This is a genomic window from Verrucosispora sp. WMMD1129 (assembly GCF_029581255.1).
Classification (GTDB): Bacteria; Actinomycetota; Actinomycetes; order Mycobacteriales; family Micromonosporaceae; genus Micromonospora; species Micromonospora sediminimaris.
This window is the reverse complement of sequence record NZ_CP120741.1, coordinates 4,556,898-4,578,292: the sequence shown is the minus strand read 5'-3', so window position 1 is coordinate 4,578,292 and position 21,395 is coordinate 4,556,898. Positions and strand designations below refer to the sequence as shown.

Annotated in this window: 22 protein-coding genes; 2 read left to right on the top strand and 20 right to left on the bottom strand. The window is 70.3% G+C overall.

Features of this window, described 5'->3' with window-relative positions:
* Positions 1-66: 66 nt before the first annotated feature.
* The 14 genes from O7624_RS21325 to glyA form a co-directional block, all read right to left on the bottom strand.
* Positions 67-666: a hypothetical protein gene (locus tag O7624_RS21325; protein ID WP_282237016.1), complete on the bottom strand. Its 600-nt coding sequence runs from the start codon at positions 664-666 to the stop codon at positions 67-69.
* A 381-nt stretch (positions 667-1,047) separates the two neighbouring features.
* A complete protein-coding gene (locus O7624_RS21320) occupies positions 1,048-1,503 on the bottom strand; it encodes a DUF2550 domain-containing protein (RefSeq protein WP_282237015.1) in 456 nt (151 codons plus the stop codon).
* A 12-nt stretch (positions 1,504-1,515) separates the two neighbouring features.
* The gene (locus tag O7624_RS21315) at positions 1,516-1,800 is read right to left on the bottom strand and encodes a F0F1 ATP synthase subunit epsilon (protein ID WP_093405444.1); all 285 of its coding nucleotides are present in this window, start codon (positions 1,798-1,800) and stop codon (positions 1,516-1,518) included.
* Positions 1,801-1,889: 89 nt separating this feature from the next.
* Positions 1,890-3,035 carry an LCP family protein gene (locus O7624_RS21310; RefSeq protein WP_282237014.1) on the bottom strand — a complete coding sequence of 382 codons (1,146 nt, stop codon included), beginning with the start codon at positions 3,033-3,035 and terminating at the stop codon, positions 1,890-1,892.
* Between the two features lie 305 nt (positions 3,036-3,340).
* Positions 3,341-4,777 carry a F0F1 ATP synthase subunit beta gene (atpD, locus tag O7624_RS21305; RefSeq protein ID WP_282237013.1) on the bottom strand — a complete coding sequence of 479 codons (1,437 nt, stop codon included), beginning with the start codon at positions 4,775-4,777 and terminating at the stop codon, positions 3,341-3,343.
* Positions 4,777-5,706 (bottom strand): F0F1 ATP synthase subunit gamma, encoded by a 930-nt coding sequence (locus O7624_RS21300; protein WP_282237012.1) that lies wholly within the window; start codon positions 5,704-5,706, stop codon positions 4,777-4,779. The genes atpD and O7624_RS21300 overlap by 1 nt, the downstream gene beginning before the upstream one ends.
* Positions 5,707-5,715: 9 nt before the next feature.
* Entirely contained in the window at positions 5,716-7,362 is a 1,647-nt protein-coding gene (gene atpA, locus O7624_RS21295; protein WP_282237011.1) for a F0F1 ATP synthase subunit alpha, read from the bottom strand.
* A 92-nt stretch (positions 7,363-7,454) separates the two neighbouring features.
* Entirely contained in the window at positions 7,455-8,276 is an 822-nt protein-coding gene (locus O7624_RS21290; RefSeq protein WP_282237010.1) for a F0F1 ATP synthase subunit delta, read from the bottom strand.
* Entirely contained in the window at positions 8,276-8,806 is a 531-nt protein-coding gene (locus O7624_RS21285) for a F0F1 ATP synthase subunit B (RefSeq protein ID WP_093405427.1), read from the bottom strand. Before O7624_RS21285 ends, O7624_RS21290 begins: the two co-directional genes overlap by 1 nt.
* A gap of 29 nt (positions 8,807-8,835) precedes the next feature.
* The gene (atpE, locus tag O7624_RS21280) at positions 8,836-9,057 is read right to left on the bottom strand and encodes an ATP synthase F0 subunit C (RefSeq protein WP_013735640.1); all 222 of its coding nucleotides are present in this window, start codon (positions 9,055-9,057) and stop codon (positions 8,836-8,838) included.
* Positions 9,058-9,152: 95 nt separating this feature from the next.
* Positions 9,153-9,974 carry a F0F1 ATP synthase subunit A gene (gene atpB, locus O7624_RS21275; protein ID WP_093405424.1) on the bottom strand — a complete coding sequence of 274 codons (822 nt, stop codon included), beginning with the start codon at positions 9,972-9,974 and terminating at the stop codon, positions 9,153-9,155.
* A complete protein-coding gene (locus tag O7624_RS21270; protein WP_093405421.1) occupies positions 9,975-10,196 on the bottom strand; it encodes a hypothetical protein in 222 nt (73 codons plus the stop codon).
* A gap of 165 nt (positions 10,197-10,361) precedes the next feature.
* Complete coding sequence (locus O7624_RS21265) at positions 10,362-10,832, bottom strand: hypothetical protein (protein ID WP_282237009.1); 471 nt, start codon at positions 10,830-10,832, stop codon at positions 10,362-10,364.
* Complete coding sequence (gene glyA, locus O7624_RS21260; protein WP_282237008.1) at positions 10,829-12,115, bottom strand: serine hydroxymethyltransferase; 1,287 nt, start codon at positions 12,113-12,115, stop codon at positions 10,829-10,831. Before glyA ends, O7624_RS21265 begins: the two co-directional genes overlap by 4 nt.
* A 34-nt stretch (positions 12,116-12,149) precedes the next feature.
* Here glyA and O7624_RS21255 point away from each other — a divergent pair, with 34 nt between their 5' ends.
* The gene (locus O7624_RS21255; protein WP_282237007.1) at positions 12,150-13,628 is read left to right on the top strand and encodes an SDR family oxidoreductase; all 1,479 of its coding nucleotides are present in this window, start codon (positions 12,150-12,152) and stop codon (positions 13,626-13,628) included.
* Positions 13,629-13,649: 21 nt separating this feature from the next.
* On the opposite strand, the gene O7624_RS21250 is transcribed toward O7624_RS21255, so the two are convergent.
* The 4 genes from O7624_RS21250 to prmC all read right to left on the bottom strand — a co-directional run bounded on the left by O7624_RS21250 (position 13,650) and on the right by prmC (position 18,081).
* Positions 13,650-15,764: a transglycosylase domain-containing protein gene (locus tag O7624_RS21250; protein WP_282237006.1), complete on the bottom strand. Its 2,115-nt coding sequence runs from the start codon at positions 15,762-15,764 to the stop codon at positions 13,650-13,652.
* Between the two features lie 95 nt (positions 15,765-15,859).
* Positions 15,860-16,471: a phosphotyrosine protein phosphatase gene (locus O7624_RS21245; protein WP_093405406.1), complete on the bottom strand. Its 612-nt coding sequence runs from the start codon at positions 16,469-16,471 to the stop codon at positions 15,860-15,862.
* Entirely contained in the window at positions 16,472-17,116 is a 645-nt protein-coding gene (locus tag O7624_RS21240; RefSeq protein ID WP_210941343.1) for an L-threonylcarbamoyladenylate synthase, read from the bottom strand.
* Positions 17,116-18,081 carry a peptide chain release factor N(5)-glutamine methyltransferase gene (gene prmC, locus O7624_RS21235; protein ID WP_282237005.1) on the bottom strand — a complete coding sequence of 322 codons (966 nt, stop codon included), beginning with the start codon at positions 18,079-18,081 and terminating at the stop codon, positions 17,116-17,118. The genes O7624_RS21240 and prmC overlap by 1 nt, the downstream gene beginning before the upstream one ends.
* Positions 18,082-18,151: 70 nt before the next feature.
* Between prmC and O7624_RS21230 the strand changes: the two genes are divergently transcribed.
* Positions 18,152-19,702 carry a GGDEF domain-containing protein gene (locus O7624_RS21230; protein ID WP_093405400.1) on the top strand — a complete coding sequence of 517 codons (1,551 nt, stop codon included), beginning with the start codon at positions 18,152-18,154 and terminating at the stop codon, positions 19,700-19,702.
* Positions 19,703-19,705: 3 nt separating this feature from the next.
* On the opposite strand, the gene prfA is transcribed toward O7624_RS21230, so the two are convergent.
* Together prfA and rpmE are read right to left on the bottom strand one after the other, a co-directional pair.
* Positions 19,706-20,794, bottom strand: coding sequence for a peptide chain release factor 1 (prfA, locus tag O7624_RS21225; protein ID WP_282237004.1), 1,089 nt, complete (start codon positions 20,792-20,794; stop codon positions 19,706-19,708).
* A 134-nt stretch (positions 20,795-20,928) separates the two neighbouring features.
* The gene (rpmE, locus tag O7624_RS21220; protein ID WP_093405395.1) at positions 20,929-21,153 is read right to left on the bottom strand and encodes a 50S ribosomal protein L31; all 225 of its coding nucleotides are present in this window, start codon (positions 21,151-21,153) and stop codon (positions 20,929-20,931) included.
* Positions 21,154-21,395: the final 242 nt, after the last annotated feature.

Genomic DNA, 21,395 nt, shown 5'->3' with positions numbered 1-21,395 from the left:
CCGGCCAGCGGTTCTTGCTCCCCCAGTGGAGGAATGTCTTCGGTTGTTGTCTGACCGTGGTGGGGGTCAGCTGGTCCAGTGTTCGGCGACGAGGTCGGCGGCCTGCTGTTCCCACTGGGCGTAGTGGTCGGGGTAGGCCGACACCTGCACCGTCTGCGCTGCTTCGGTGAGGGGCATGTCCTGCCAGCCGTCGACCTGCTTCAACCCCTTCAGGAACGCCAGGGTCGAGTACTCGGGGTCGGTGATCTGCTCCACCGTGCCCCAACCCGACGACGGGCGCTGCTGGAACAGGCCCTGCGAGTCGTGGTCGTTGCGGTCACCCAGGTGACCCAGGTTCTCCAACTTCGACTCCTGCAACGCCGTGGCGATCGACACGACCGCGGCCCGCTCGTCCATCCCGGCCTTCTTCGTCGCCGCGATGATCGCCTTCACATTGCCGACCTGCTCATCGTTCAACTCGATCATCGACTGGTTGGCCGGGGCGCCGTGCGGCAACAGCTTGCCCATGTCCGGCTTGTCAGCCCGCACATCGGCCTGCACCGCCGCGACCGGGACGGTCTTCACCGGGGTGACATCGGCGTGAGCGGCCACCGGACCAGCGAACAGACCACCGGTGAACGCCACACCCGCGATACCCAGCACGCTCTTCCGCAGCATCGAGTTCATGACAAAGCTCCAATCGGGGGTCAACGCACACAATCCGCCGGGGGACAGCAGACACGCGCACGCAAGCACCAGCACAAAAGGCGCTCAAAACAAAGGGGAAGTCCTCCGGCACGCGGGGCGTATCGCCGCTTCACGCCGCCGGGACCATGTCCAACGACCGCCGGCCCGCCAACATTCCCAGGCCACCCGCCGTGGCGGGCAGTCGTTCACGGCCGTTCGGGAGTGTTCAACGCCCCCACCCCGCCACCCATTCCACCCCGAGCCCCCGACCACCCAGCAATCTTGGTCCGAAACCGCCCACCCAAGGGCAAAATCGCACCAAGATCGCCAACGGACACCGGCGGAGCCGGGCACGGCGGGCCACACCCAAGTGGCGACGGATCAGGCGGCCGGCCAGTCCTGGGAGGCCATACGTGGCGAGACCGCCCCCGGAGGGGCGGCCTCGAGCCAGGAGAGAAACCCGGTGACGGTGGATCGTGCCATGGCGATCTCGACCGGGGCGTGTCGACTGGTACAGCGGAGGATGATCCAGTCGGCCGGCATGGACATTCGTTCCTGCCCCTCGGGCAGTCGCCGTCGTTCGACCGCCAGCCCTTCACGGGACAGCACCCGCTTGGGGCGTACGGCGAAACTGAACATCCGGTACCACCGAAGCTCATCGCCGACGAAGCGACCGAAACCGGGCGACCAACCGCGGCCGTCGAGCATGGTGGAGGTCCGGACACTGAGCCGGATTATGCCTCCGCTACGGGTGACCAGAGCCCGCCGGATGAAGAGGAACAAGAACGCGCCGAGGAGCACAGCGACGCCGATTCCGGCCCCTTCGACGATCTCCATCGGCGGGTCGGCTCAGTTGCCGGAAGCTGCGGAGGCCGGAGTGGCGGTCTCGGCCAGTACGGTCACGCCCTGCTCGCTGACCGAGAGGAAGCCGCCGGCCACGTCGTAGCTGAGCTGCTCACCCCCGGGGAGCTTGATGCGTACCTGGCCGGGCTCGGCGAGCTGGCCGAGCAGGGGCGCGTGCCCCGGCAGCACACCCAGCTCACCTTCGGTCGTCCGGGCCATGACCATCTCGGCCTTGCCCGACCAGACCTTCTCCTCGACGGCCACGAGCTGGACGTTAAGCTGCTCTGCCACGCTGTCTCCTTGCTGAGGCGGCGGATTGGGGAAATTCTAGTCGCGCCCGGGACCAGTTCTTCAGGCGGGTGCCAAGACCCGCGCCACGATCAGCTCCTGTTCACCAACTTCGGATGTTCGAGCAGGAACGGGTCCAACAGTCCCCGCTCCAGAGCCACGAAGAAGTCGTCCACCTCGGGTGCGAACTGTTCACCGAGGTACTTGCCGTTCTCCTTGATCCCGCCACCCGGCAGCTTGATCATCTGGATGTTGCCGGGACGGATGTCCTTGAGGGCGACGGCGAAGTCGACCACGCTGTGCCCCCGGCCGCTGAAGATCAGGGACTCGCCGGCCGCACGGAGCACCTTGTCCAGCTTGACCGGGTTGGTCACCACGTCGGCGCTGAGGGCCTGACCCGCCATCGCCTTGACGAACTGCTGCTGGTGCCGCTGCCGACCGTAGTCACCGTCGGGGACACCGTTCTCCGGGTACCGCTGGCGGACGTAGTCCAGCGCCTGCCAGCCGCTCAGGTGCTGCTTGCCCTTCGGGTACACGGCCTGCGGCCCGATGTACCCCTCGCCGTTGGGGTTGCCCTGGCGGTGCTTGCCGTTCGGCTCCCGATGCTCCGAACGGACCTCCCGCTCGATCTTCATCGTGACGCCGCCCATGGCGTCGACGATCTTCTGGAAGCCGGAGAAGTTGATGATCGCGCCCGCGTCGAACCGCTTGATGCCGGTGACCCGCTGCACGGTGATGGCGAGCAACTCGAAGCCCTTCGCCGCGTCCGGCTTCCCGCCGGGCACCCGGCTGCCGTACGACATCGCCGCGTTCAGCTTGGTTGTGTCGCCGGGGAAGTCAGCCTTCTCGAACGGCGGGATCTCCACGTAGAGGTCACGCGGCAGGGAGAAGAGGTACGCGCGGTCCATCTCCTTCGGCACGTGCAGCACCATGATCGCGTCGGACAGCGGCGGAGTGTCCTTGTCGCGGGGGTCGATGCCGACCAGCAGGATGTTGAGCGGACCCTTGATGTCGCTCTTGGGAGTGGCGCCGGCCGCCTGGTCGCCGAAGAGGTCCGCCTTGCCGACTGCGCCCTCGTAGCGGGCCATCAGCGCCTCCGCGCCCACCAGGCTGGTCCCGCTGAGCACCATCAGGACAACGCCGAAGATAGTGCAGAGCTGCGCCCAGCGGGGCACACCCCGCCACACCGACGAGCGCCCACCACGCTTGCCGCGTCTGCCGGCCTTACCCACAAGCATCTCCGTTCGTCACGCCCCCGGGGGGAAGTACGGGCGCGCGGGGCCGAATGGTTTAACCAATCAACGCTCATCGGCACATGAGCGTGGCTGTGCGGTGTCCACGACATGTACCGGGCTGTGTCTCGACACGGCGCGGGTTGCCTTCCTGGACATCGCATTGACGGTATCTCGCACTCGGCGTGATCGCCGAGCACGGGAAACCGGGCAGCGGCGATGGTACGTCGCGAAGATGAACAGAAGGCCGCCCCGGGGTTACCGGGGCGGCCTTCTTTTTTCGTGTCTTTCGGGGGTGTGTGGCGCGAAGGTCAGCCCTTCATCAGCTCGGCGGCCTTCTTCTCCAGGTCGTCGAGCCCACCGCACATGAAGAACGCCTGCTCGGGGAAGTGGTCGTACTCGCCCTCGCTGATCTTGCGGAAGGCCTCGATGGTCTCCTTGATCGGGACCGTCGAGCCCGGCACACCGGTGAACTGCTCCGCCGCGTAGGTGTTCTGCGACAGGAAGCGCTCGATCCGCCGGGCCCGCTGGACCGTGATCTTGTCTTCCTCGGAGAGTTCCTCGATACCGAGAATGGCGATGATGTCCTGCAGGTCCTTGTAGCGCTGGAGGATCCGCTTCACCTCGCTGGCCACCTGGAAGTGCTCCTGGCCGACGAACTCGGGGGCCAGGATCCGCGACGAGGAGGCCAGCGGGTCCACCGCCGGGTAGATGCCCTTGTCGGAGATGGACCGCTCCAGGTTGGTGGTCGCGTCCAGGTGGGCGAACGTGGTGGCCGGGGCCGGGTCGGTGTAGTCGTCCGCCGGCACGTAGATCGCTTGCATCGAGGTGATGGCCTGGCCCCGGACGGAGGTGATCCGCTCCTGGAGTTCACCCATCTCGTCGGCCAGGGTCGGCTGGTAACCCACCGCGCTGGGCATCCGGCCCAGCAGGGTGGAGACCTCGGAACCGGCCTGGGTGAAGCGGAAGATGTTGTCGATGAAGAGCAGCACCTCCTGCTTCTTCACGTCACGGAAGTACTCCGCCATGGTCAGCGCGGAGAGCGCGACCCGCAGCCGGGTGCCCGGCGGCTCGTCCATCTGGCCGTAGACCAGAGCGGTCTTGTCGATGACGCCGGAGTCGGTCATCTCGTGGATCAGGTCGTTGCCCTCACGGGTGCGCTCACCCACGCCGGCGAAGACCGAGGTACCACCGAAGTTGCGGGCCACTCGGGTGATCATCTCCTGGATGAGCACCGTCTTGCCCACCCCGGCACCGCCGAACAGGCCGATCTTGCCGCCCTTGACGTACGGGGCGAGCAGGTCGATGACCTTGATGCCGGTCTCCAGCATCTCGGTCTTCGGCTCCAGGTCCGCGAAGGCCGGCGCCTTGCGGTGGATGCCCCAGTGGTCGTCGGCCTGGATGGTCTCGCCCTCGGTGAGGTTGAGGCACTCGCCGATGGCGTTGAAGACGTGGCCCTTGACCGCGTCGCCGACCGGCACCCGGATCGGGAAGCCGGTGTCCCGCACGTCGGCACCGCGCACCAGGCCGTCGGTCGGCTGCATCGAGATGGCGCGGACCAGGTTGTCGCCCAGGTGCTGGGCGACCTCCAGGGTCAGCGTCTTCTCGCCGCCGGACAGGTTCACGTCCACGTGCAGCGCGTTGAACAGGTCCGGCATGGCGTCACGCGGGAACTCGGCGTCGACGACCGGGCCGATGACCCGGACCACGCGACCCGTGGCCGTCTTGGTCTCTACTGGGGCAGTCATCACACTTCACTTCCCGACGCGGCCAGCGCGTTCGCGCCGCCGACGATCTCGCTGATCTCCTGGGTGATCCCGGCCTGGCGGGCCGAGTTCATCTCACGCGTGTACTTGTCGATCATCTCTTCGGCGTTGTCGGTGGCGCTCTTCATCGCCCGCCGCCGGGCCGCCGACTCGCTGGCCGCCGACTCCAGCAACGCCGCGTAGATCCGCGTGTTGATGTACTTCGGCAGCAGCGCGTCGAGCAGCGCCTCCGCGTCCGGCTCGAACTCGTACGCCGGCAGGACGCCCTCCGCCCGGGGCCGTTCCTCGATCTGCAACGGCCCGATGATGCGGGTGGTGGGGTTCTGGGTCATCAGGGACTTGAACTCGGTGTAGACGATGTGCAACTCGTCCACGCCGCGTACCCCGTCCGGGCCCGGATCACCGTCGCTGTCGTCCGCACCGGCGGTGAACGCCTTGATCAGGGTTTCACCGACCTCGCGGGCGTCGGTGAAGGACGGCTGCTCCGAGAAACCCGTCCAGCTGGCCTCGATCGGCCGGTTGCGGAACCGGTAGAACGACACGCCCTTGCGTCCGATGACGTAGAGCACCGGCTCCTTGCCGTCGGCCTTGAGCCGGGCGATCAACGACTCCGCCGTCCGGATGGCGTTGGAGCTGTAGCCGCCGGCCAGACCCCGGTCGGCGGTCACCAGCAGGACGCCCGCCCGCCGCACCCGCTCGCGCGGGGTGAGCAGCGGGTGGTCGACCGAGGCGTTGGACGCCAGCGCGGTGAGCACGCCGGTGACGGCCTGGGCGTACGGCAGGGACGCCTCCACCCGGGCCTGGGCCTTGGCGATCCGGCTCGTCGCCACGAGCTCCATCGCCTTGGTGATCTTCTTCATCCCCTTCGCCGAGCGGATCCGTTGACGAAGAACACGTACCTGCGCCGCCATGGCCCGGCCCTACTGCTTCTCGGCCGGAGCCTCGCCGCTGTAGCGGGTGACCGTCTCGTGCTCGGCCTCGCCCTCCAGCGGCGCCGCCGGCGCCTCGTTGATCGTGCGCTCGTCCTCGCGGCCGAGGAAGCCCTGCTTGAACTCCGCGACGGCCGAATCAAGGGTGGCGATGATCTCGTCGTCCCACTTGTTGTCGGCGATCGCCTGAAGCGTGGCGTTGTGCTTACGCCGCAGGTGCTCCAGGAACTGGGTCTCGAAGCGCCGCACGTCGCCGACCGGAATGTCGTCCAGCTTGCCCTCGGTGCCGGCCCAGACCGAGACGACCTCGTCCTGCACCGGGTACGGCGAGTAGTTCGGCTGCTTGAGCAGCTCGACCAGGCGGGCACCACGGTCCAGCTGGGCGCGGGAGGCCTTGTCCAGGTCGGAGGCGAAGGCGGCGAACGCCTCCAGCTCACGGAACTGGGCCAGGTTGAGCCGCAGCGAGCCGGCCACCTTGCGCATCGGCTTCACCTGGGCGGCGCCGCCGACCCGGGAGACCGAGGTACCGACGTTGATCGCCGGCCGGACGCCCTGGTTGAACAGGTCGGTCTCCAGGAAGATCTGACCGTCGGTGATCGAGATGACGTTGGTCGGGATGAAGGCCGAGATGTCGTTGGCCTTGGTCTCGATGATCGGCAGGCCGGTCATCGAGCCGCCACCCATCTCGTCGGAGAGCTTCGCGCAGCGCTCCAGCAGCCGGGAGTGCAGGTAGAAGACGTCACCCGGGTACGCCTCGCGGCCCGGCGGACGGCGCAGCAGCAGCGACACGGCCCGGTACGCCTCGGCCTGCTTGCTCAGGTCGTCGAAGACGATCAGGACGTGCTTGCCGCCGTACATCCAGTGCTGGCCGATGGACGAGCCGGTGTAGGGGGCGAGGTACTTGAAGCCGGCCGGGTCCGAGGCCGGGGAGGCGACGATGGTGGTGTACTCCATCGCGCCCGCCTCCTCCAGCTGCCCCTTGATCGAGGCGATGGTGGAGGCCTTCTGGCCGATGGCGACGTAGATGCAGCGGACCTGCTTCTTCGGGTCGCCGGAGGCCCAGTTCTCCCGCTGGTTGAGGATGGCGTCCAGGGCGACAGTGGTCTTGCCGGTCTTCCGGTCACCGATGATCAGCTGCCGCTGGCCCCGACCGATCGGGGTCATCGCGTCGATGGCCTTGATGCCGGTCTGCAGCGGCTCGAAGACGGACTGCCGGGCCATCACGTTGGGGGCCTGCAGCTCCAGCTCACGGTAGCCCTCGTCGGCGATCTCGCCGAGGCCGTCGATCGGCTGGCCGAGCGCGTTGACCACGCGGCCCAGGAAGCCGTCGCCCACCGGCACCGAGAGCACCCGGCCGGTGCGCTTGACGCGCTGCCCCTCTTCGAGCCCGGAGTAGTCGCCGAGGACGACGACACCGATCTCCCGGACGTCGAGGTTCAGCGCAACGCCGAGCGTGCCGTCCTCGAACTCCAGCAGCTCGTTGGTCATGGTCGAGGGCAGGCCCTCGACGTGGGCGATGCCGTCGCCGGTGTCGGCGACGGTGCCGACCTCCTCACGGGAGACGTCGGGCGAGTAGGAGGAGACGTAGCGCTCCAGGGCGCCGCGAATCTCCTCCGTCGAGATGGTCAGCTCGGCCATCCTCTGCTTCCTTAAGTATCAGGGGCCCGGGATACCTAGTACCGACCGGTCCTCGGGTCGACTGTCTTTCCGGGCGCTTCGCGGGGTGCTGGTCAGCGCTTCGCGAGCGCGTTGCGGGTCTCGTTGAGGCGGCGCAGGATCGTCCCGTCGTAGAGGTCCGAACCCACCCGTACGCTCACTCCACCGAGGATCGTCGGGTCAACCGTAAGCTTGACAGCAACCTGTCGATCGTATATGGCGGAAAGCCGATCGCCCAGGCGTCGCTCCTCCTCCTCGGTGAGCGGAGCGGCGACCGTCACGTACGCGACCTGCCGGTCCCGCCGCTCCGCCGCCAACTCCACCAGCCGGGACAACGCGGCGGTGAACGACCGGCCACCGAAGCCGGCCAGCGCCGCCTCCGCCAACCGCACCGTCACCGGCCGGGCCTTGCCCGTCAGGAGCATCCCGACCAGTTCGGCCCGCTGCGCCACCGGCGCCATCGGGTCGGACAGGGCGTTGGACAGCTGCGGGTCCGCGGCGACCACCTGGCCGAAGCGGAACAGCTCGTCCTCCACCTCGCCCAGCTCGTCGGCGCGGTCCGCGCTGGCGAGCAGCGCCTGCACACCGAGGCTCTCCGCGCCGTCGAGCAGTTCCGACGGCGCGGACCAGCGTCCGGTGACCAGGGCCCCGAGCAGGTCGAGCGTGTCCGCGCCGACCTTGCCGGAGAGCACCGAGTTCAGCAGGCCGGCGCGGTCCGCACCCTCGCGGGCCGGGTCGGAGAGCGCCCGGCGCAGCCGGACCTCCCGCCGCAGCAGGTCCGCGACGGCGAGCAGCTCCGCACCGGTGCCGGCCACGGTCGACGGCTCGGCACCGGCGACGTACTCCTCCAGCCGCGCGAGCGCGGCAGCGTAGGAATCCCGGCTGGCGGCCTGCATCAGCGGGCCCCCGCGCTCTCGAGGTCGGTGAGGAACCGCTCGACGGTGCCCTTGCGGCGGGCCTCGTCGGCGAGCGACTCACCCACGATCCGGCTGGCCAGGTCGACCGCGAGGCCGCCGACCTCCGCGCGCAGCTCGCGCACGATGGTCTGGCGTTCCACGGCCAGCGACTCCCGGCCGGCGGCGATGATCCGGTCGGACTCCTCCCGGGCCTTGGCCAGGATCTCCGTACGGATCGACTCGGCGTCGGCGCGGGCGTCGTCCCGGATCCGGGCCGCCTCGGTACGCACCTCGGCGAGCTGGGCCCGGTACTGCTCAAGCAGCTGGTTGGCCTCGGCCTGAGCAGCCTCGGCACGCTTGAGACCGCCCTCGATCGCGTCGACCCGCGCCTGGTACATCGCCTCCATGCGCGGCATCACGAACTTCAGCAGCACGAAGCAGAGCAGGGCGAAGGCGATCGACCCGATGACGAGCTCCTGCCAGATCGGCACGAGCGGGTGGTGCTCTACACCTTCAGCGGCGACATACATGTCAGACCTCCGGGTCGCGTCGGGCTACGTCAGACTGCGAACGCGAGCACCAGGCCGAACAGGGCGAGCGCCTCGACCAGCGCGAAGCCCAGGACCAGCCAGGTGCGGTTGTAGCCGGCGGACTCCGGCTGGCGGGCGCTGGCCTGGATGTAGGCCGCGAAGACCAGGGCGACACCGATGCCGGGGCCGATGGCGGCGAGACCGTAACCGATGGTGTTGACGCTGCCCTCGATGGCGGCAATAACGTCCATTGCGGGTATTCCTCCTAGTAGACGCGTGAGTTCTCACGCGTACGCGGTCGTACCGGAAGCTTGGTCGGGCCGGGCGGCCCGCCGAGGTCTGTGGATCAGTGCCCGTCGGCGAGCGACGTGCCGATGTAGTTGGCGGTCAGGGTGACGAACACGTATGCCTGCAACAGCGCGACGAGCACCTCGAAGAAGGCCATCAGGATCGCCATCAGGAACGAGAAGACCGACGTCACCTGGATGAAGATGTTGTCCGAGGCCAGCATCACGAAGCCGCCGACGGTGAACACCAGCAGGATCAGGTGGCCGGCGAACATGTTGGCGAAGAGTCGTACCGCAAGCGTGACGGGTCGGTTGATGAAGTTCTGCAGGAACTCGATCGGGATCAGCAGGACGTGCATCGGCCACGGCACGCCCGGGATGATCAGGCTCTGCTTGAGGTAGCGGCCCAGACCCTGCTTGCGGACACCGATGTAGAGGTACATCACGTAGGTGATCACGGCTAGCACGATCGGGAAGGCGATGTGCGAGTTCGGGGAGATCTGCAACCCGGGGGTGACGCCGAAGAGGTTTGTCACCGCGATGAAGCAGAACAGCACGGTGAAGTACGGCGCGAACCGGATGCCGTCCTTGCCCATCTGCTCCCGGGCGATGTTGTCCCGGACCAGGCCGTAGATCGACTCGGCCATCCACTGGCCCTTGCTCGGCACCAGCTTCGGGTTCCGGTACGTGGCCATGAAGAAGATGATCAGAAGCCCGACGGCCAGCCAGATCATCAGCGTGAACTTCGTGACCCACGGGCCGGCGAGATCCGGCGGGTAGAAGTCTCCGACGCTGGGGGGCCAGGGAAGGCCCTCTGCGGCGACAAGCTGTCCGCTCACCGTGTCATCCTCCGCACTCGACAGACCCGCGCGTGCCGGCACTCAGGCACTGAGCCTCTTCATGATCAGGTAGATCGCTCCGGCTGCGCCGAGCATCATGCCCACGGCGATTCCGACGCCGGTCGGCAGGCCCAGGAACTCCCCCGCCAACCAGCCGAGGAATCCCCACACCACGATGCCGGCGAGCAGGTAGCCGAGGACGGCTCCGGCGACACCTTCCGACGAGTGTTCATCGGGGCTTCTGCGGTGTGGGTTGTCGGCCATGACGAGGCGAACACTATCAGCCGGGTGTTTCGCGAGTGTGCGGCACCCCCCACACTGCGAGCAGCGTGCGGGCGGCGGGTGCGGCGCGTCAAGCCGGAGTCAGCCTACTCCTGTCCGGCCGGCCGGACAGGCCGACGAAACGCCGGGGAAACGCCAGCCGTACGGTCAGTGATCCGACGGACGGTCCACGCTGGGCAGCGGGGAGCGCAACGCCCAGGTCAGGTGGGCACCGGTCCACACCACCACGGCCGCGATGATGGCCACGCCCATGTCGGCCAGTCCGGGCCAGCCGGTGGCCGCCACGGCCGCCATCGCCACCCCCAGGATGACGATCTTCGTGGCGTAGGTGACCAGCCCCACCGACATGATCAGTCGCGGGTGGACCGCGTCCGCCCAGGCCACCGAGAGCCCTGAGATCAGGTAGCTGACGATCACCAGGGCGATGCCGGCGGCCACCCCGGCCGCGCCGGTCGGGCCGCGCAGCACGGCGGCGGCCGGCACCGCGACCACGGCCAGCGCGGCGCAGGCGAGCAGTGGCAGGCGCAGGTACGGCAGTCGGGCCCGGATGGCGCCGGGTTCCCCGGCCCGGGGCGCGGTCGCCGGGGTTACGCCGGGTCCGTCCGTGGACGCGCTCACCGGGGGTACGCCGGGAACTCGGCGGCCAGTTCGGCCACGTCGGCGGCGATCCGGGCCAGTTCGTCGACGCCGCCCGGGGCGGACGGGTCGGTCCGCACCGCGCGGGCGATCAGCCCGGCGACCTGACGCATCTGCGCCTCCCCCATGCCCTGGGTGGTGACGCTGGGCGTGCCCACCCGGACCCCGGAGGCGACCATCGGTTTCTGCGGGTCGTACGGGATCGCGTTCTTGTTCAACGTGATGGTCGCGGCGTCGCACCGCGCCTCCGCCTCGGCCCCGGTGACCCCGGTCTCCCGCAGGTCGATCAGGGCCAGGTGGGTGTCGGTGCCGCCGGAGACCGGCCGCATCCCCTCGGCCGCCAACCCGTCGGCCAGCGCCCGCGCATTGGCCACCACCTGCGCGGCGTAACTGCGGTACGCCGGTTGCGCCGCCTCGTGCAGCGCGACCGCCTTGGCGGCCACGGCGTGCATCAGCGGGCCGCCCTGGGTGAACGGGAAGACCGCCTTGTCGATCCGTTCGGCCAGCGTCTCCCGGCAGAGGATCATGCCGCCGCGCGGGCCGCGCAGCACCTTGTGGGTGGTCGCGCAGACCACGTCGGCGTACGGCACCGGCGACGGGATCGCCTGCCCGGCGACCAGCCCGATGAAGTGCGCGGCGTCCACCATCAGGTACGCGCCGACCTCGTCGGCGATCTCCCGGAACCGGGCGAAGTCGATCAGCCGTGGGTAGGCGGTCGCCCCACATATGATCATCTTGGGCTGGTGGGTACGGGCGAGATCCCTGACCTCGTCATAGTCGATCAGCTCGGTGTCCCGTTGGACGGTGTAGCCGACCGGCTTGAACCACCGGCCGGAGAAGTTCACCCGGCTGCCGTGGGTCAGGTGCCCGCCGTGCGGCAGCTCCATCGCCAGCACCGTGTCACCCGGCTGCACCAGGGCGGCGTACGCGGCCAGGTTGGCGCTCGCGCCGGAGTGCGGCTGGAGGTTGGCGTGCTCGGCGCCGAAGAGGTCCTTCGCCCGGGCGATGCCGAGTTCCTCGGCCCGGTCCACCTGCGCGCAGCCGCCGTAGTAGCGCCGGCCCGGATAGCCCTCGGCGTACTTGTTGGTGAGCGTGGAGCCCAGCGCGGCCAGCACCGCGGGCGAGGTGAGGTTCTCGCTGGCGATCAGTTGCAGCCCGCCACGCAGCCGGTCCAGCTCGCCCAGCACCACCTCCGCGATCTCCGGGTCGGCCGTGCTGAGCTGCTCGAAGTCCGGCCCCCAGAAGGTGCCCTCGGCGGTCTCCACAGCGCCAGAGTCTATGAGACCGCAGACTGGAGGCGTGAGATGCCTGGTGACCGGAGCGACCGGATACATCGGCGGGCGCCTGGCGCCACGCCTGCTGGACGAGGGATACGCGGTGCGCTGCCTGGCACGGCGGGCCAACCGGCTGCGCGACGTGCCGTGGGCCTCGCAGGTCGAGGTGGTCGAGGGCGACCTGAGCCGGCCGGAAAGTCTCGCCGGGGTCTTCGACGACGTCGACGTGGCGTACTACCTGGTGCACTCGCTCGGTCAGGCCGGCTTCGAAGCCGCCGACCGGCAGGCCGCGACGACCTTCGCCGAGGCGGCCCGCGCCGCAGGCGTACGCCGCATCGTCTACCTGGGCGGACCGGAGCCGGCCCCCGACGACGCCGCCTCGGCGCACCTGCGTTCCCGCACCGAGGTGGCGCGGATCCTGCTGGACAGCGGCGTGCCCACGGTGGTGCTGCGGGCGGCGGTGATCCTCGGCTCCGGCTCGGCGTCGTTCGAGATGCTGCGCTACCTGACCGAGCGGCTGCCGGTGATGGTCACCCCGCGCTGGGTCAGCAACCGGATCCAGCCGATCGCGGTCCGTGACGTGCTCTACTACCTGGTCGGCAGCGCCGGACTGCCGCCGGAGGTCAACCGGGCCTTCGACATCGCCGGTCCGGACGTGCTGACCTTCGCCGAGATGATGCAGCGCTACGCCCGGGTGGCCGGGCTCTCCCGTCGGCTGCTGCTACCGGTACGCCTGCTGACGCCGACTCTCTCGTCGCACTGGGTCGGGTTGATCACCCCGGTGCCGAACGCGCTCGCCCGGCCGCTGGTGGAGAGCCTGGTACACGAGGCGGTCGCGCACGAGCACGACATCGCGACGTACCTGCCGGACCCGTCGGGCGGACTCACCGGTTTCGACCAGGCCGTCGAGCTGGCGCTGGCCAAGGTACGCGACGCCCAGGTGGAGACCCGCTGGTCGACCGCCGCCGGTGCGGACGCACCCGCCGAGCCGTTGCCCAGCGACCCGCACTGGAGCGGCGGCACCGCCTACACCGACCTGCGGGAGCAGACGGTGGCGGCACCGCCGGAGGCGCTGTGGCAGGTGATCGAGGGGGTCGGCGGAGAGAACGGTTGGTACTCGTTCCCGCTCGCCTGGTCCGTGCGCGGCTGGCTGGACCGGCTGGTCGGCGGGGTGGGGCTGCGGCGGGGCCGGCGTCACCCGCACCAGTTGCGGGTCGGCGAGGCACTGGACTTCTGGCGGGTGGAGGAGATCGTCCCCGGCGAACTGCTGCGACTGCGCGCCGAGATGCGGCTGCCCGGCCGGGCCTGGCTGGAGATGCGGGTGCAGCGGGACGACACCGGTCAGGTCAGCTACCGGCAGCGGGCGGTGTTCCTGCCCCGAGGACTGGCCGGGCACGCGTACTGGACTGCGGTGACCCCGTTTCACGCGGTGGTCTTCGGTGGGATGGCCCGCAACATCGCCGAGGGGGCCGAGCGGTTGGCGGCAGCCACTCCGGCCCGCTGACCGGGCTGCGGTCGGCGTCGGTCAGTTGCCGGTGCGCTGCCCGGTGACCCGCCAGGCGGTCATGTCGCTCGGCGGCACGAAGTCGCGGACCGGCTCGTCGCGCAGGGCGTAGGAGAGGATCTCGCCGACCGCCTCCACCATGGCGGTCTGCACCGCACGGCCGACGGCGTCGCGCGGCTCGTCGGGGTTGGCGGCCATCGCCGCCACCGCCAACTGCGGGGTGAGCGCCACGACCGTCTCCGTGGCGTACCGCTCGGAGCTGCCCGTCTTTCCCACCACCGGCCGGCCGAGCTGACCGCGCAGCCGGGTCGCCGTGCCACCGGCGCAGCCGTGGTACATGGACTGGTCGCCGACCGGGCAGCGGGCCGCGTCCGCCGCCGCCCGGGCCACGTCTACGTCGAGCACCTGCCGGCAGTCCGGCTGCCCGGCGGCCACCCGGCGACCGTCCGCGTCGGTGATCGAGCTGACCGGCGTGGGCGCGCACCAGACGCCCTCCGCGCCCAGCGTCGCGTACGCGCCGGCCAGGTCGAGCGGGGTGGTGGCGGACACACCCAGGGTGAACGGGCCCCACTCACGTGCCCCGTGCCGGGCCAGTTGGGCGTCGTCGTCGGCCCGGAACACGATGCCGAGCCGTTCGGCCATCTCCACCACCCGGTCCGCACCGACCCGCTCGGTGAGCCAGGCGAAGTACGTGTTGACCGAGTCGCCGAAGGCGGTCCACATGTCGTGCCGGCCGCTCACCGAGGCGCTGGCGTTCTGCGGGCACCAGTACCCGCCGCAGTTCGCCTCGCTGCCGCTGACCCGGAAGTCCGTCACGATCCGCCGGGGCGCGTTGAAGACCGTGTTCAGGGGTAGTCCGGCCTCCAGGGCGGCCAGCATGGTGAAGAGCTTGAACGTGGAACCGGCCTGGTAACCGACGATGGTGCCGCCGCCGGCGACGAGTTGGTTGACGGTGTTGGGGTGGTTCTGCTGTCCGCCCGGGTTCGCGGTCACGCTGTAGACCCGGTTGACCGACATGGCGAGCACCCGCCCGGTGCCGGGTTGGATCACCGCGGTCGGCATGGCGTGTGGGTGCTCGGCCGGGTAGACCCCCCACACCTGTTCGGTGGTGGCCCGCTGGACGCCGGGGTCGAGTGAGGAGACGATGCTGAACCCACCCCGTCGCAGGGTGCGCTGCCGCTCGTCGACGCTGGCGCCGAACGCCTTCTGGCTGTTCCACCAACGGGTGAACCAGTCGCAGAAGAAGCCCCAGTCGTTGTGTCCCTCGGGCACCGCGGTGCAGTCGTTCGGAGTCTCGCTGGGCCGCAGGTTCAACGGCTGGGCGGCGATCCGGGCCGCCTCCTCCGGCGCGGTCACGCCCGACTCGACCATCCGGTCCAGCACGTAGCCGCGCCGGGCGGTCGCGCTGTCGGCGTCCCCGTTGATCGGGTCGTCGCTGTGCGGAGAGCGGACCAGCCCGGCCAGCAACGCCGCCTGGGCCAGCGTGAGCTTCGCCGGTGAGGTGGAGAAGTACCGTTTGCTGGCGGCGGCGATCCCGTACGCGCCGGCACCGAAGTACGCGATGTTGAGGTAGCGGGTCAGGATCTGCTCCTTGGTCAGCTCCCGCTCCAACGCCAGGGCGTACCGGATCTCCTGGACCTTGCGGGCGGTGCTCACCTCGGTGGCCGCCGCCCGTTGCGCCTCGCTGAGCCGGGGATCGGTGCTCAGCACGTTGCGGACGTACTGCATGGTCAGTGTGGAGGCGCCCTGACGGGTGGCGCCGTCGCGCCGGTTGGCGGTGAAGGCCCGCACGATGCCCCGCAGGTCCACGCCGCTGTGCTCGTGGAAGCGGGCGTCCTCGGCGGCGATGATGGCCTGCCGCATCACCGGCGCCACCTCGTCCAGCGGCACATCGACCCGGTCCTCCTGGTAGAAGGAGGTGATCAGCGTGGTGCCGTCGTTGGCGTAGAGGTTGGACCGTTGGGCCGTCGGCGGCGTCCGCAGCGTGTTGGGCAACTCCGCGTACGGCGCGGAGAGCGCCGAAAATCCGATGCCGAACACCAGCGCGGCCGGCAACGCCGCCACCGCCAGCGCCAGGCCGGCCAGCGTGCCGGCCAGCAGTACGGTGAACATCTTCGGCAGGAACGCCCGGGTCATCAGCTCTCCCCGCAGGAGCCGTCAGGACTCCCTCAGGATGTCGCTAATCGCCCTTTCTGCCGCGCCTTTCCTCAAACCCGGATGAAATTCGCCGATCAGGGGAGCAGCAGCGCGGCGAGCGGCTGCACGGTCTCCTCGATCTCGTCGGCCACCCGGGTGAAGCACTGGTCGCCGCGCCCCCACGGGTCGTCGAGGTCGTCGGTGGGCAACGCGGTGGCACCCTGCCGGGCCTCGTGTGCCGCCTCGACCAGCGCCACGCCACGGGCGTGGACCGCGTCGGCGGTGGCCTCGGCCGCCGGCAACGCGGCCGGATCGAGGGCGGCCAGCAGCCGACCGAACTCGCCGAGCACGAACGTGCGGGCGGCGGCGTCGGGCCGCAACGCGGTCACGTACTCCTGCTGGTCGGCGGTGGCGGTCAGGACCAGGTCGGCGGCGTCGATGTGATCGGAGCGCAGCTTGCGAGCGGCGAACCCGGTGACGTCGCCACCCCGGTTGGTGACCTGACGGGCGGCCGGCGGGTTCATCTCCTCACCGGCGTGCCAACCACCGGTGCCCGCGCTGTGGCTGTGCAGCAGCTCCTCGACCCGCTCCGGGTCAACCTCTCGTCGGGCCAGCCGGTCGGCCACCGCGAGGGTGAGCAGCCGCTCGGCCATCGGTGACCGGCAGATGTTGCCCATGCAGACGTGCAGGACGGTGAAGGGGGGCACCTACGCCACCTGACTCTCACGCAGTTCCGGTACCACCTCACGCAGCCGGGCCAGGTCGATCGCGCCCTCCCGGACGAGCAGCGGCTCGTCGCCGGTCAGATCCACGATCGTGCTGGGCACCGGGTCCACCGCCGGCCCGGCCTCCAGGTAGGCCCGGACGGAGTAGGCGAGCTGGTCGCGCGCCTGGTCGGCGGTGAGCGCGGCCGGTTGGCCGATCTTGTTGGCCGACGCGACCGCCATCGGCCCCGTCTCCCGCAGCACCTCAAGCGCCACCGGGTGCAGCGGCATGCGCACCGCCACCGTGCCGCTGTCGTCGCCGAGATCCCACCGCAGGCTCGCCGAGTGCTTGACCAGGATGGTCAGCGCACCCGGCCAGAACGCCTCGACCAGGTCCCGCGCCGCTGTCGGCAGGGTGTAGGCCAGGCCGTCGAGGGTGTGCCGGGAACCGATCAGCACCGGTGGCGGGGTGTGCGGGACACCCTTCGCGTCCAGCAGCGCCTTGACCGCATAGGGGGTGAACGCGTCGGCGCCGATCCCGTAGACCGTGTCAGTCGGCAGGACGACCAGCTCGCCGTTGCGGACCGCCTCGATGGCCGCAGCGATGCCGCGGTCCCGGTCGGCGAGCGATCGGCAGTCGTAGAGCATCACGAGGAGCCAGTCTGCCACGTCGCGGCCGCACCGGGTGGTGGGCGGTCCGCGAGGCGGGACGCCGTGACGAAACGCGGCCGGTCGGCGAGGTCGCGATGGTCGACGATCGTGACGTACCGCCCGTCGGCGGCGAGCAGACCCGGCAACACCGCGCCGTGACTGTCGTCGTGTTCGATGCCGAGCACACCGCCGGTACGCAGCAGGAAACCCGCACGGTCGATGACCCGGCGGATGACGTCCAGTCCGTCCGCCCCACCGAACACGGCCTCCGCCGGGTCGTGGTCGGCCACCTCCGGGGGTACCGCCACCGCGAGCGGGACGTACGGCGGGTTGCACAGCAGCACGTCCACCCGGCCCGCCAACTCGTCGAGCAGGGCCGGATCGGTGGCGTCCGCCGCCACCACCTCGATCGGCCGGTCACCGGCGGCGGCCCGGGCCGCCGCGTTGCGCCGCAGCCAGGACAGCGCCTCCGGCGAGCGTTCCACCGCCACCACCCGGGTTTGCGGCACCTCGGACGCCACCGACAGGGCGATCGCTCCCGAGCCGCTGCACAGGTCCACCACCAGCGGCTCCGGCCGCCCACCGGCCCGCGCGATCGTTCGGGCCTGGTCGACGCCCCAGCCGGCGAGCAGTTCGGTCTCCGGGCGCGGCACGAAGACGCCCGGCCCGACGGCCAACTCCAGGTGCCGGAAGCCGGCGGTGCCGGTGAGATACTGCAACGGTTCCCGTCGCGACCGGCGGGCCACCAGCGCTCGGTAGCCGTCAAGTTGCTCGTCGGTGAACCCGTCCGCCAGGGCCAACCGCCCGCGCGGGATCTCAAGCACGTACGCGGCCAGCAGCTCGGCCTCCGCACGGGCCGAGGTCACACCGGCCGCGGCGAGGGTACGAGCCGCTTCGGCAAGTACGGGAGCCGGACGGTTACGTCTCGTCCCTTCGGACGGGTGTTGCGGTGCGGTGGTCACGCAATAATCATGAAGCGTCGCCGTGCACGTGCATAAGCGGGTGCAGCGGCACACCGACAGGAGGTCGCGGGTGGGCTGGCTCGACCGGGTCGAAGACCAGGTTGACGCCCTGACGAAGGCGCGGGCGTTGCAGGAGGTGAGCCGTTCCACCGAGGCGTACGGACTCCTGGATGGGGTGCTGCGTGCCACCCGCGACCCGAACGCCCGAGCCGACGCGCTCGTGCAGCGGCTCTCGGCTCTGATCAATCTCGGGCGCACCGCCGAGTACACCCGCGCCATCGAGGAGGCGTCCGCGGCGGTACGCGACCTCGCCGAGCCCTATCTGCACGGGCACCTCAACGCCCTGGCGGCGTTGGCCGCCCACCATCAGGGCGCGCTGGACCGCTGCGTGACGCACCTGGTCAAGGCCGCTCGGGCGCTCGGGGCGGTGGAGGATCCGGACCGGGACACCGCCTGGGGTTGGCACGACCTGGCGATGGCCTACTCGTACCTCAGCTTTCACGGTTACGCCCTGGGCGCGATCGAACGCGCCCGGCAACTCGGCACCGCCGCAGGGATCCCGGAGGAGACGTTCGCCGCACCGGGCATCCGACTGCGCAACGCGGTCGCCCTCGACCACACCGGTGACAGCGACGGCTGTCTGCGCGTACTGCGGGACGTCGGCGGCGACCTGGGCCGGTTCGTGACCGCCGGGCGGGCCGACCGGCTGCGCCCCAGCAGCCTGGCCGCCTACGGTTACGCCGCCGCCCGCCGGTGCGCCCTCGGCGACGACCTCGACCTTGCCCCGGGCCTGGCCCCGGCCCGGCTGCTCGACTACGGCGCGGACAGCGCCCGGGCCCGCGACATGCGCCAGCTCGGCCAGGTCTGCCTCGCCATCGCCAGTGGGCGTCCGATCGAGGCGGTCACCCGGCTGGACACGGTCCAGGTGTCCGCCGAGACGCTCGGCGCGGCCGAGCCGGCCCGACTGCGCAGCATGGCGCTGGGCCGGGCTGGCGACCACGCCGCCGCGCACCGGGCCGACCGGCTGGCGTTCCGACTCGCCGCGCAGCGCCACGACCGGCTCCGCGACGTCTACATCGACGGCATCGCCGCCCGTATCGATCATGAGGAGATGCGCCGGGAGGCGGCGCGGTTCGAGGGGGAGGCGCTTACCGACCCGCTGACCGGGCTGCCCAACCGACGCCGGCTGGAGCGCTACATCGCGGCCGTGGTGGCCCGGGGTGAACGGGTGGTGATCGGCGTCTGCGACCTGGACGGGTTCAAGGCGGTCAACACGCGGCACGGGCACCACTCGGGGGATCTGGTCCTGCAACGCGTCGCCGGAGTCATCAACCGGGTGATGCGTCGGGGCGACTTCGTCGCCCGCTACGGCGGCGACGAGTTCGTGGTGGTGCTACCCGAAGCGGGGATGGCCGAGGCGGCCGAGGTGGCCCGGCGGATCGACGCCGCCGTGCGCACCGAGGACTGGGAGTCACTGGTGCCCGGCACCCCGGTCGGCGTCAGCATCGGCTTCGCCGAGGTGGGCGCCGGCGGCCCCGGCCAGCGGGACGCGCTCGGCGCGGCCTTCGAGGCCGCCGACCGGGAGATGCTGCGGGCCAAGGCCAGGCCGCGTAGCGCCTGAGGCTCAGCGCCGGGTCAGTTCCGCGTCGCCCGCCAGGCGCGCGGCCCGGTCCGCCTCGCTGAGCGCGTCGAGCACACCGTCCAGTTCCCCGGCGAGCACCAGGTCAAGGTTGTACGCGGTGAAGCCGATCCGATGGTCGGTGATCCGGTTCTGCGGGAAGTTGTACGTGCGGATCCGCTCCGAGCGGTCCACCGTACGCACCTGGGCCTTGCGGGCGTCCGATGCGGCGGCGTCGGCCTGCTCCTGCGCGGCGGCCAGCAGCCGGGAGCGCAGGATCCGCATCGCCTGCTCCCGGTTCTGCAGCTGGGACTTCTCGTTCTGGCAGGAGACGACGATGCCGGTGGGCAGATGGGTGATCCGCACCGCCGAGTCGGTGGTGTTCACCGACTGGCCACCGGGACCGGACGAGCGGAACACGTCGATGCGCAACTCGTTCGGGTCGATGGTGACGTCGACCTCCTCGGCCTCCGGCAGCACCAGTACGCCGGCCGCGCTGGTGTGGATGCGCCCCTGCGACTCGGTGACCGGGACCCGCTGCACCCGGTGCACGCCGCCTTCCCACTTCAACCGGGACCAGACGCCGTTGCCGCCCTCGGGCACACCCTTTGTCTTGATCGCCAGCGAGACGTCCTTCACCCCGCCGAGGTCGGAGTCCTGAGCGTCGATCACCTCGGTGACCCAGCCGCGCCGCTCCGCGTACCGGGTGTACATGCGCAGCAGGTCACCGGCGAACAGCGCGGACTCCTCACCGCCCTCGCCCGCCTTGATCTCGACGATGACGTCCTTGGCGTCGTGCGGGTCGCGCGGGATGAGCAGCTCGGCGAGGCGGTCCTCAAGCACCGGCAGCGTCGCCGCGATCGTCTCGGCCTCGGCCGCGAAGGAGGCGTCCTCGGCGGCCAGCTCCCGCGCCGCGGCGAGATCCGCCCGGGCCTGCTCCAGCTCGGCCGCGGCCTTGTGCAGCGGCACCAGCTCGGCATAGCGACGGCCAACCCGGCGGGCGGTGCCCTGGTCGGCGTGGATCGCGGGATCGGCGAGCCGCTTCTCCAACTCGGCGTACTCGTCGAGGAGGCCGGTGAGGCGTTCACTGCTCATGCTGGGGATGGCTCCTTGCTGACTGTCGGAAACCCCGCGCGGTGTTCCGCCGGTCGCTTCGCGGCGGAAACCGGGACACAGACGGCCGACGCCCGCGCCCGGCGGTGAACCGGACGCGGGCGTCAGACGAGGAGCTACTTGGCCTTCTTGCCCTGAACCTTGGCGTACTTCTGCTGGAACTTCGCGACCCGACCAGCGGTGTCCAGCACCCGCTGCTTGCCCGTGTAGAACGGGTGGCAGGCGCTGCACGTCTCGACGTGGATCGAGCCGCCCTTGGCGGTGCTGCGGGTGGTGAAGGTGTTACCGCAGGAGCAGCTGACCTCGGTGGTCACGTACTCCGGGTGGATGTTGGGCTTCATGTCGCCTCGGTCCTCTCGTCTGTGGTCGCCGGGTCGCCCCTGGCCTGCCGCTGCCTGCCGTTGGGGGCGTGAACCGGAACCGGTGGCCGATTGACCAGTCTGCCATGGGCTTCGGTGGGCCCTGGAATCGGGCCGCACCCGTTGGTCGCCGGTAGCAACATCGGGCCTCGGGTACGCATTCCCACCGCCCGCGTGAAGCATTCCTCGGCCGTCCCCCCGCCGCGCTCCGGTCGAGTCGGGTA

Coding starts and splice junctions, on each gene's coding strand:
- O7624_RS21320 (WP_282237015.1), bottom strand. CDS start 1,503: ATGGAGATCGTCGAAGGGGCCGGAATCGGCGTCGCTGTGCTCCTCGGC.
- atpE (WP_013735640.1), bottom strand. CDS start 9,057: ATGGACGTTATTGCCGCCATCGAGGGCAGCGTCAACACCATCGGTTAC.
- O7624_RS21300 (WP_282237012.1), bottom strand. CDS start 5,706: ATGGCGGCGCAGGTACGTGTTCTTCGTCAACGGATCCGCTCGGCGAAG.
- O7624_RS21250 (WP_282237006.1), bottom strand. CDS start 15,764: ATGACCCGGGCGTTCCTGCCGAAGATGTTCACCGTACTGCTGGCCGGC.
- O7624_RS21310 (WP_282237014.1), bottom strand. CDS start 3,035: ATGCTTGTGGGTAAGGCCGGCAGACGCGGCAAGCGTGGTGGGCGCTCG.
- O7624_RS21270 (WP_093405421.1), bottom strand. CDS start 10,196: ATGGCCGACAACCCACACCGCAGAAGCCCCGATGAACACTCGTCGGAA.
- O7624_RS21285 (WP_093405427.1), bottom strand. CDS start 8,806: ATGTATGTCGCCGCTGAAGGTGTAGAGCACCACCCGCTCGTGCCGATC.
- O7624_RS21240 (WP_210941343.1), bottom strand. CDS start 17,116: ATGCTCTACGACTGCCGATCGCTCGCCGACCGGGACCGCGGCATCGCT.
- O7624_RS21325 (WP_282237016.1), bottom strand. CDS start 666: ATGAACTCGATGCTGCGGAAGAGCGTGCTGGGTATCGCGGGTGTGGCG.
- atpD (WP_282237013.1), bottom strand. CDS start 4,777: ATGACTGCCCCAGTAGAGACCAAGACGGCCACGGGTCGCGTGGTCCGG.
- O7624_RS21290 (WP_282237010.1), bottom strand. CDS start 8,276: ATGCAGGCCGCCAGCCGGGATTCCTACGCTGCCGCGCTCGCGCGGCTG.
- rpmE (WP_093405395.1), bottom strand. CDS start 21,153: ATGAAGCCCAACATCCACCCGGAGTACGTGACCACCGAGGTCAGCTGC.
- atpA (WP_282237011.1), bottom strand. CDS start 7,362: ATGGCCGAGCTGACCATCTCGACGGAGGAGATTCGCGGCGCCCTGGAG.
- prfA (WP_282237004.1), bottom strand. CDS start 20,794: ATGAGCAGTGAACGCCTCACCGGCCTCCTCGACGAGTACGCCGAGTTG.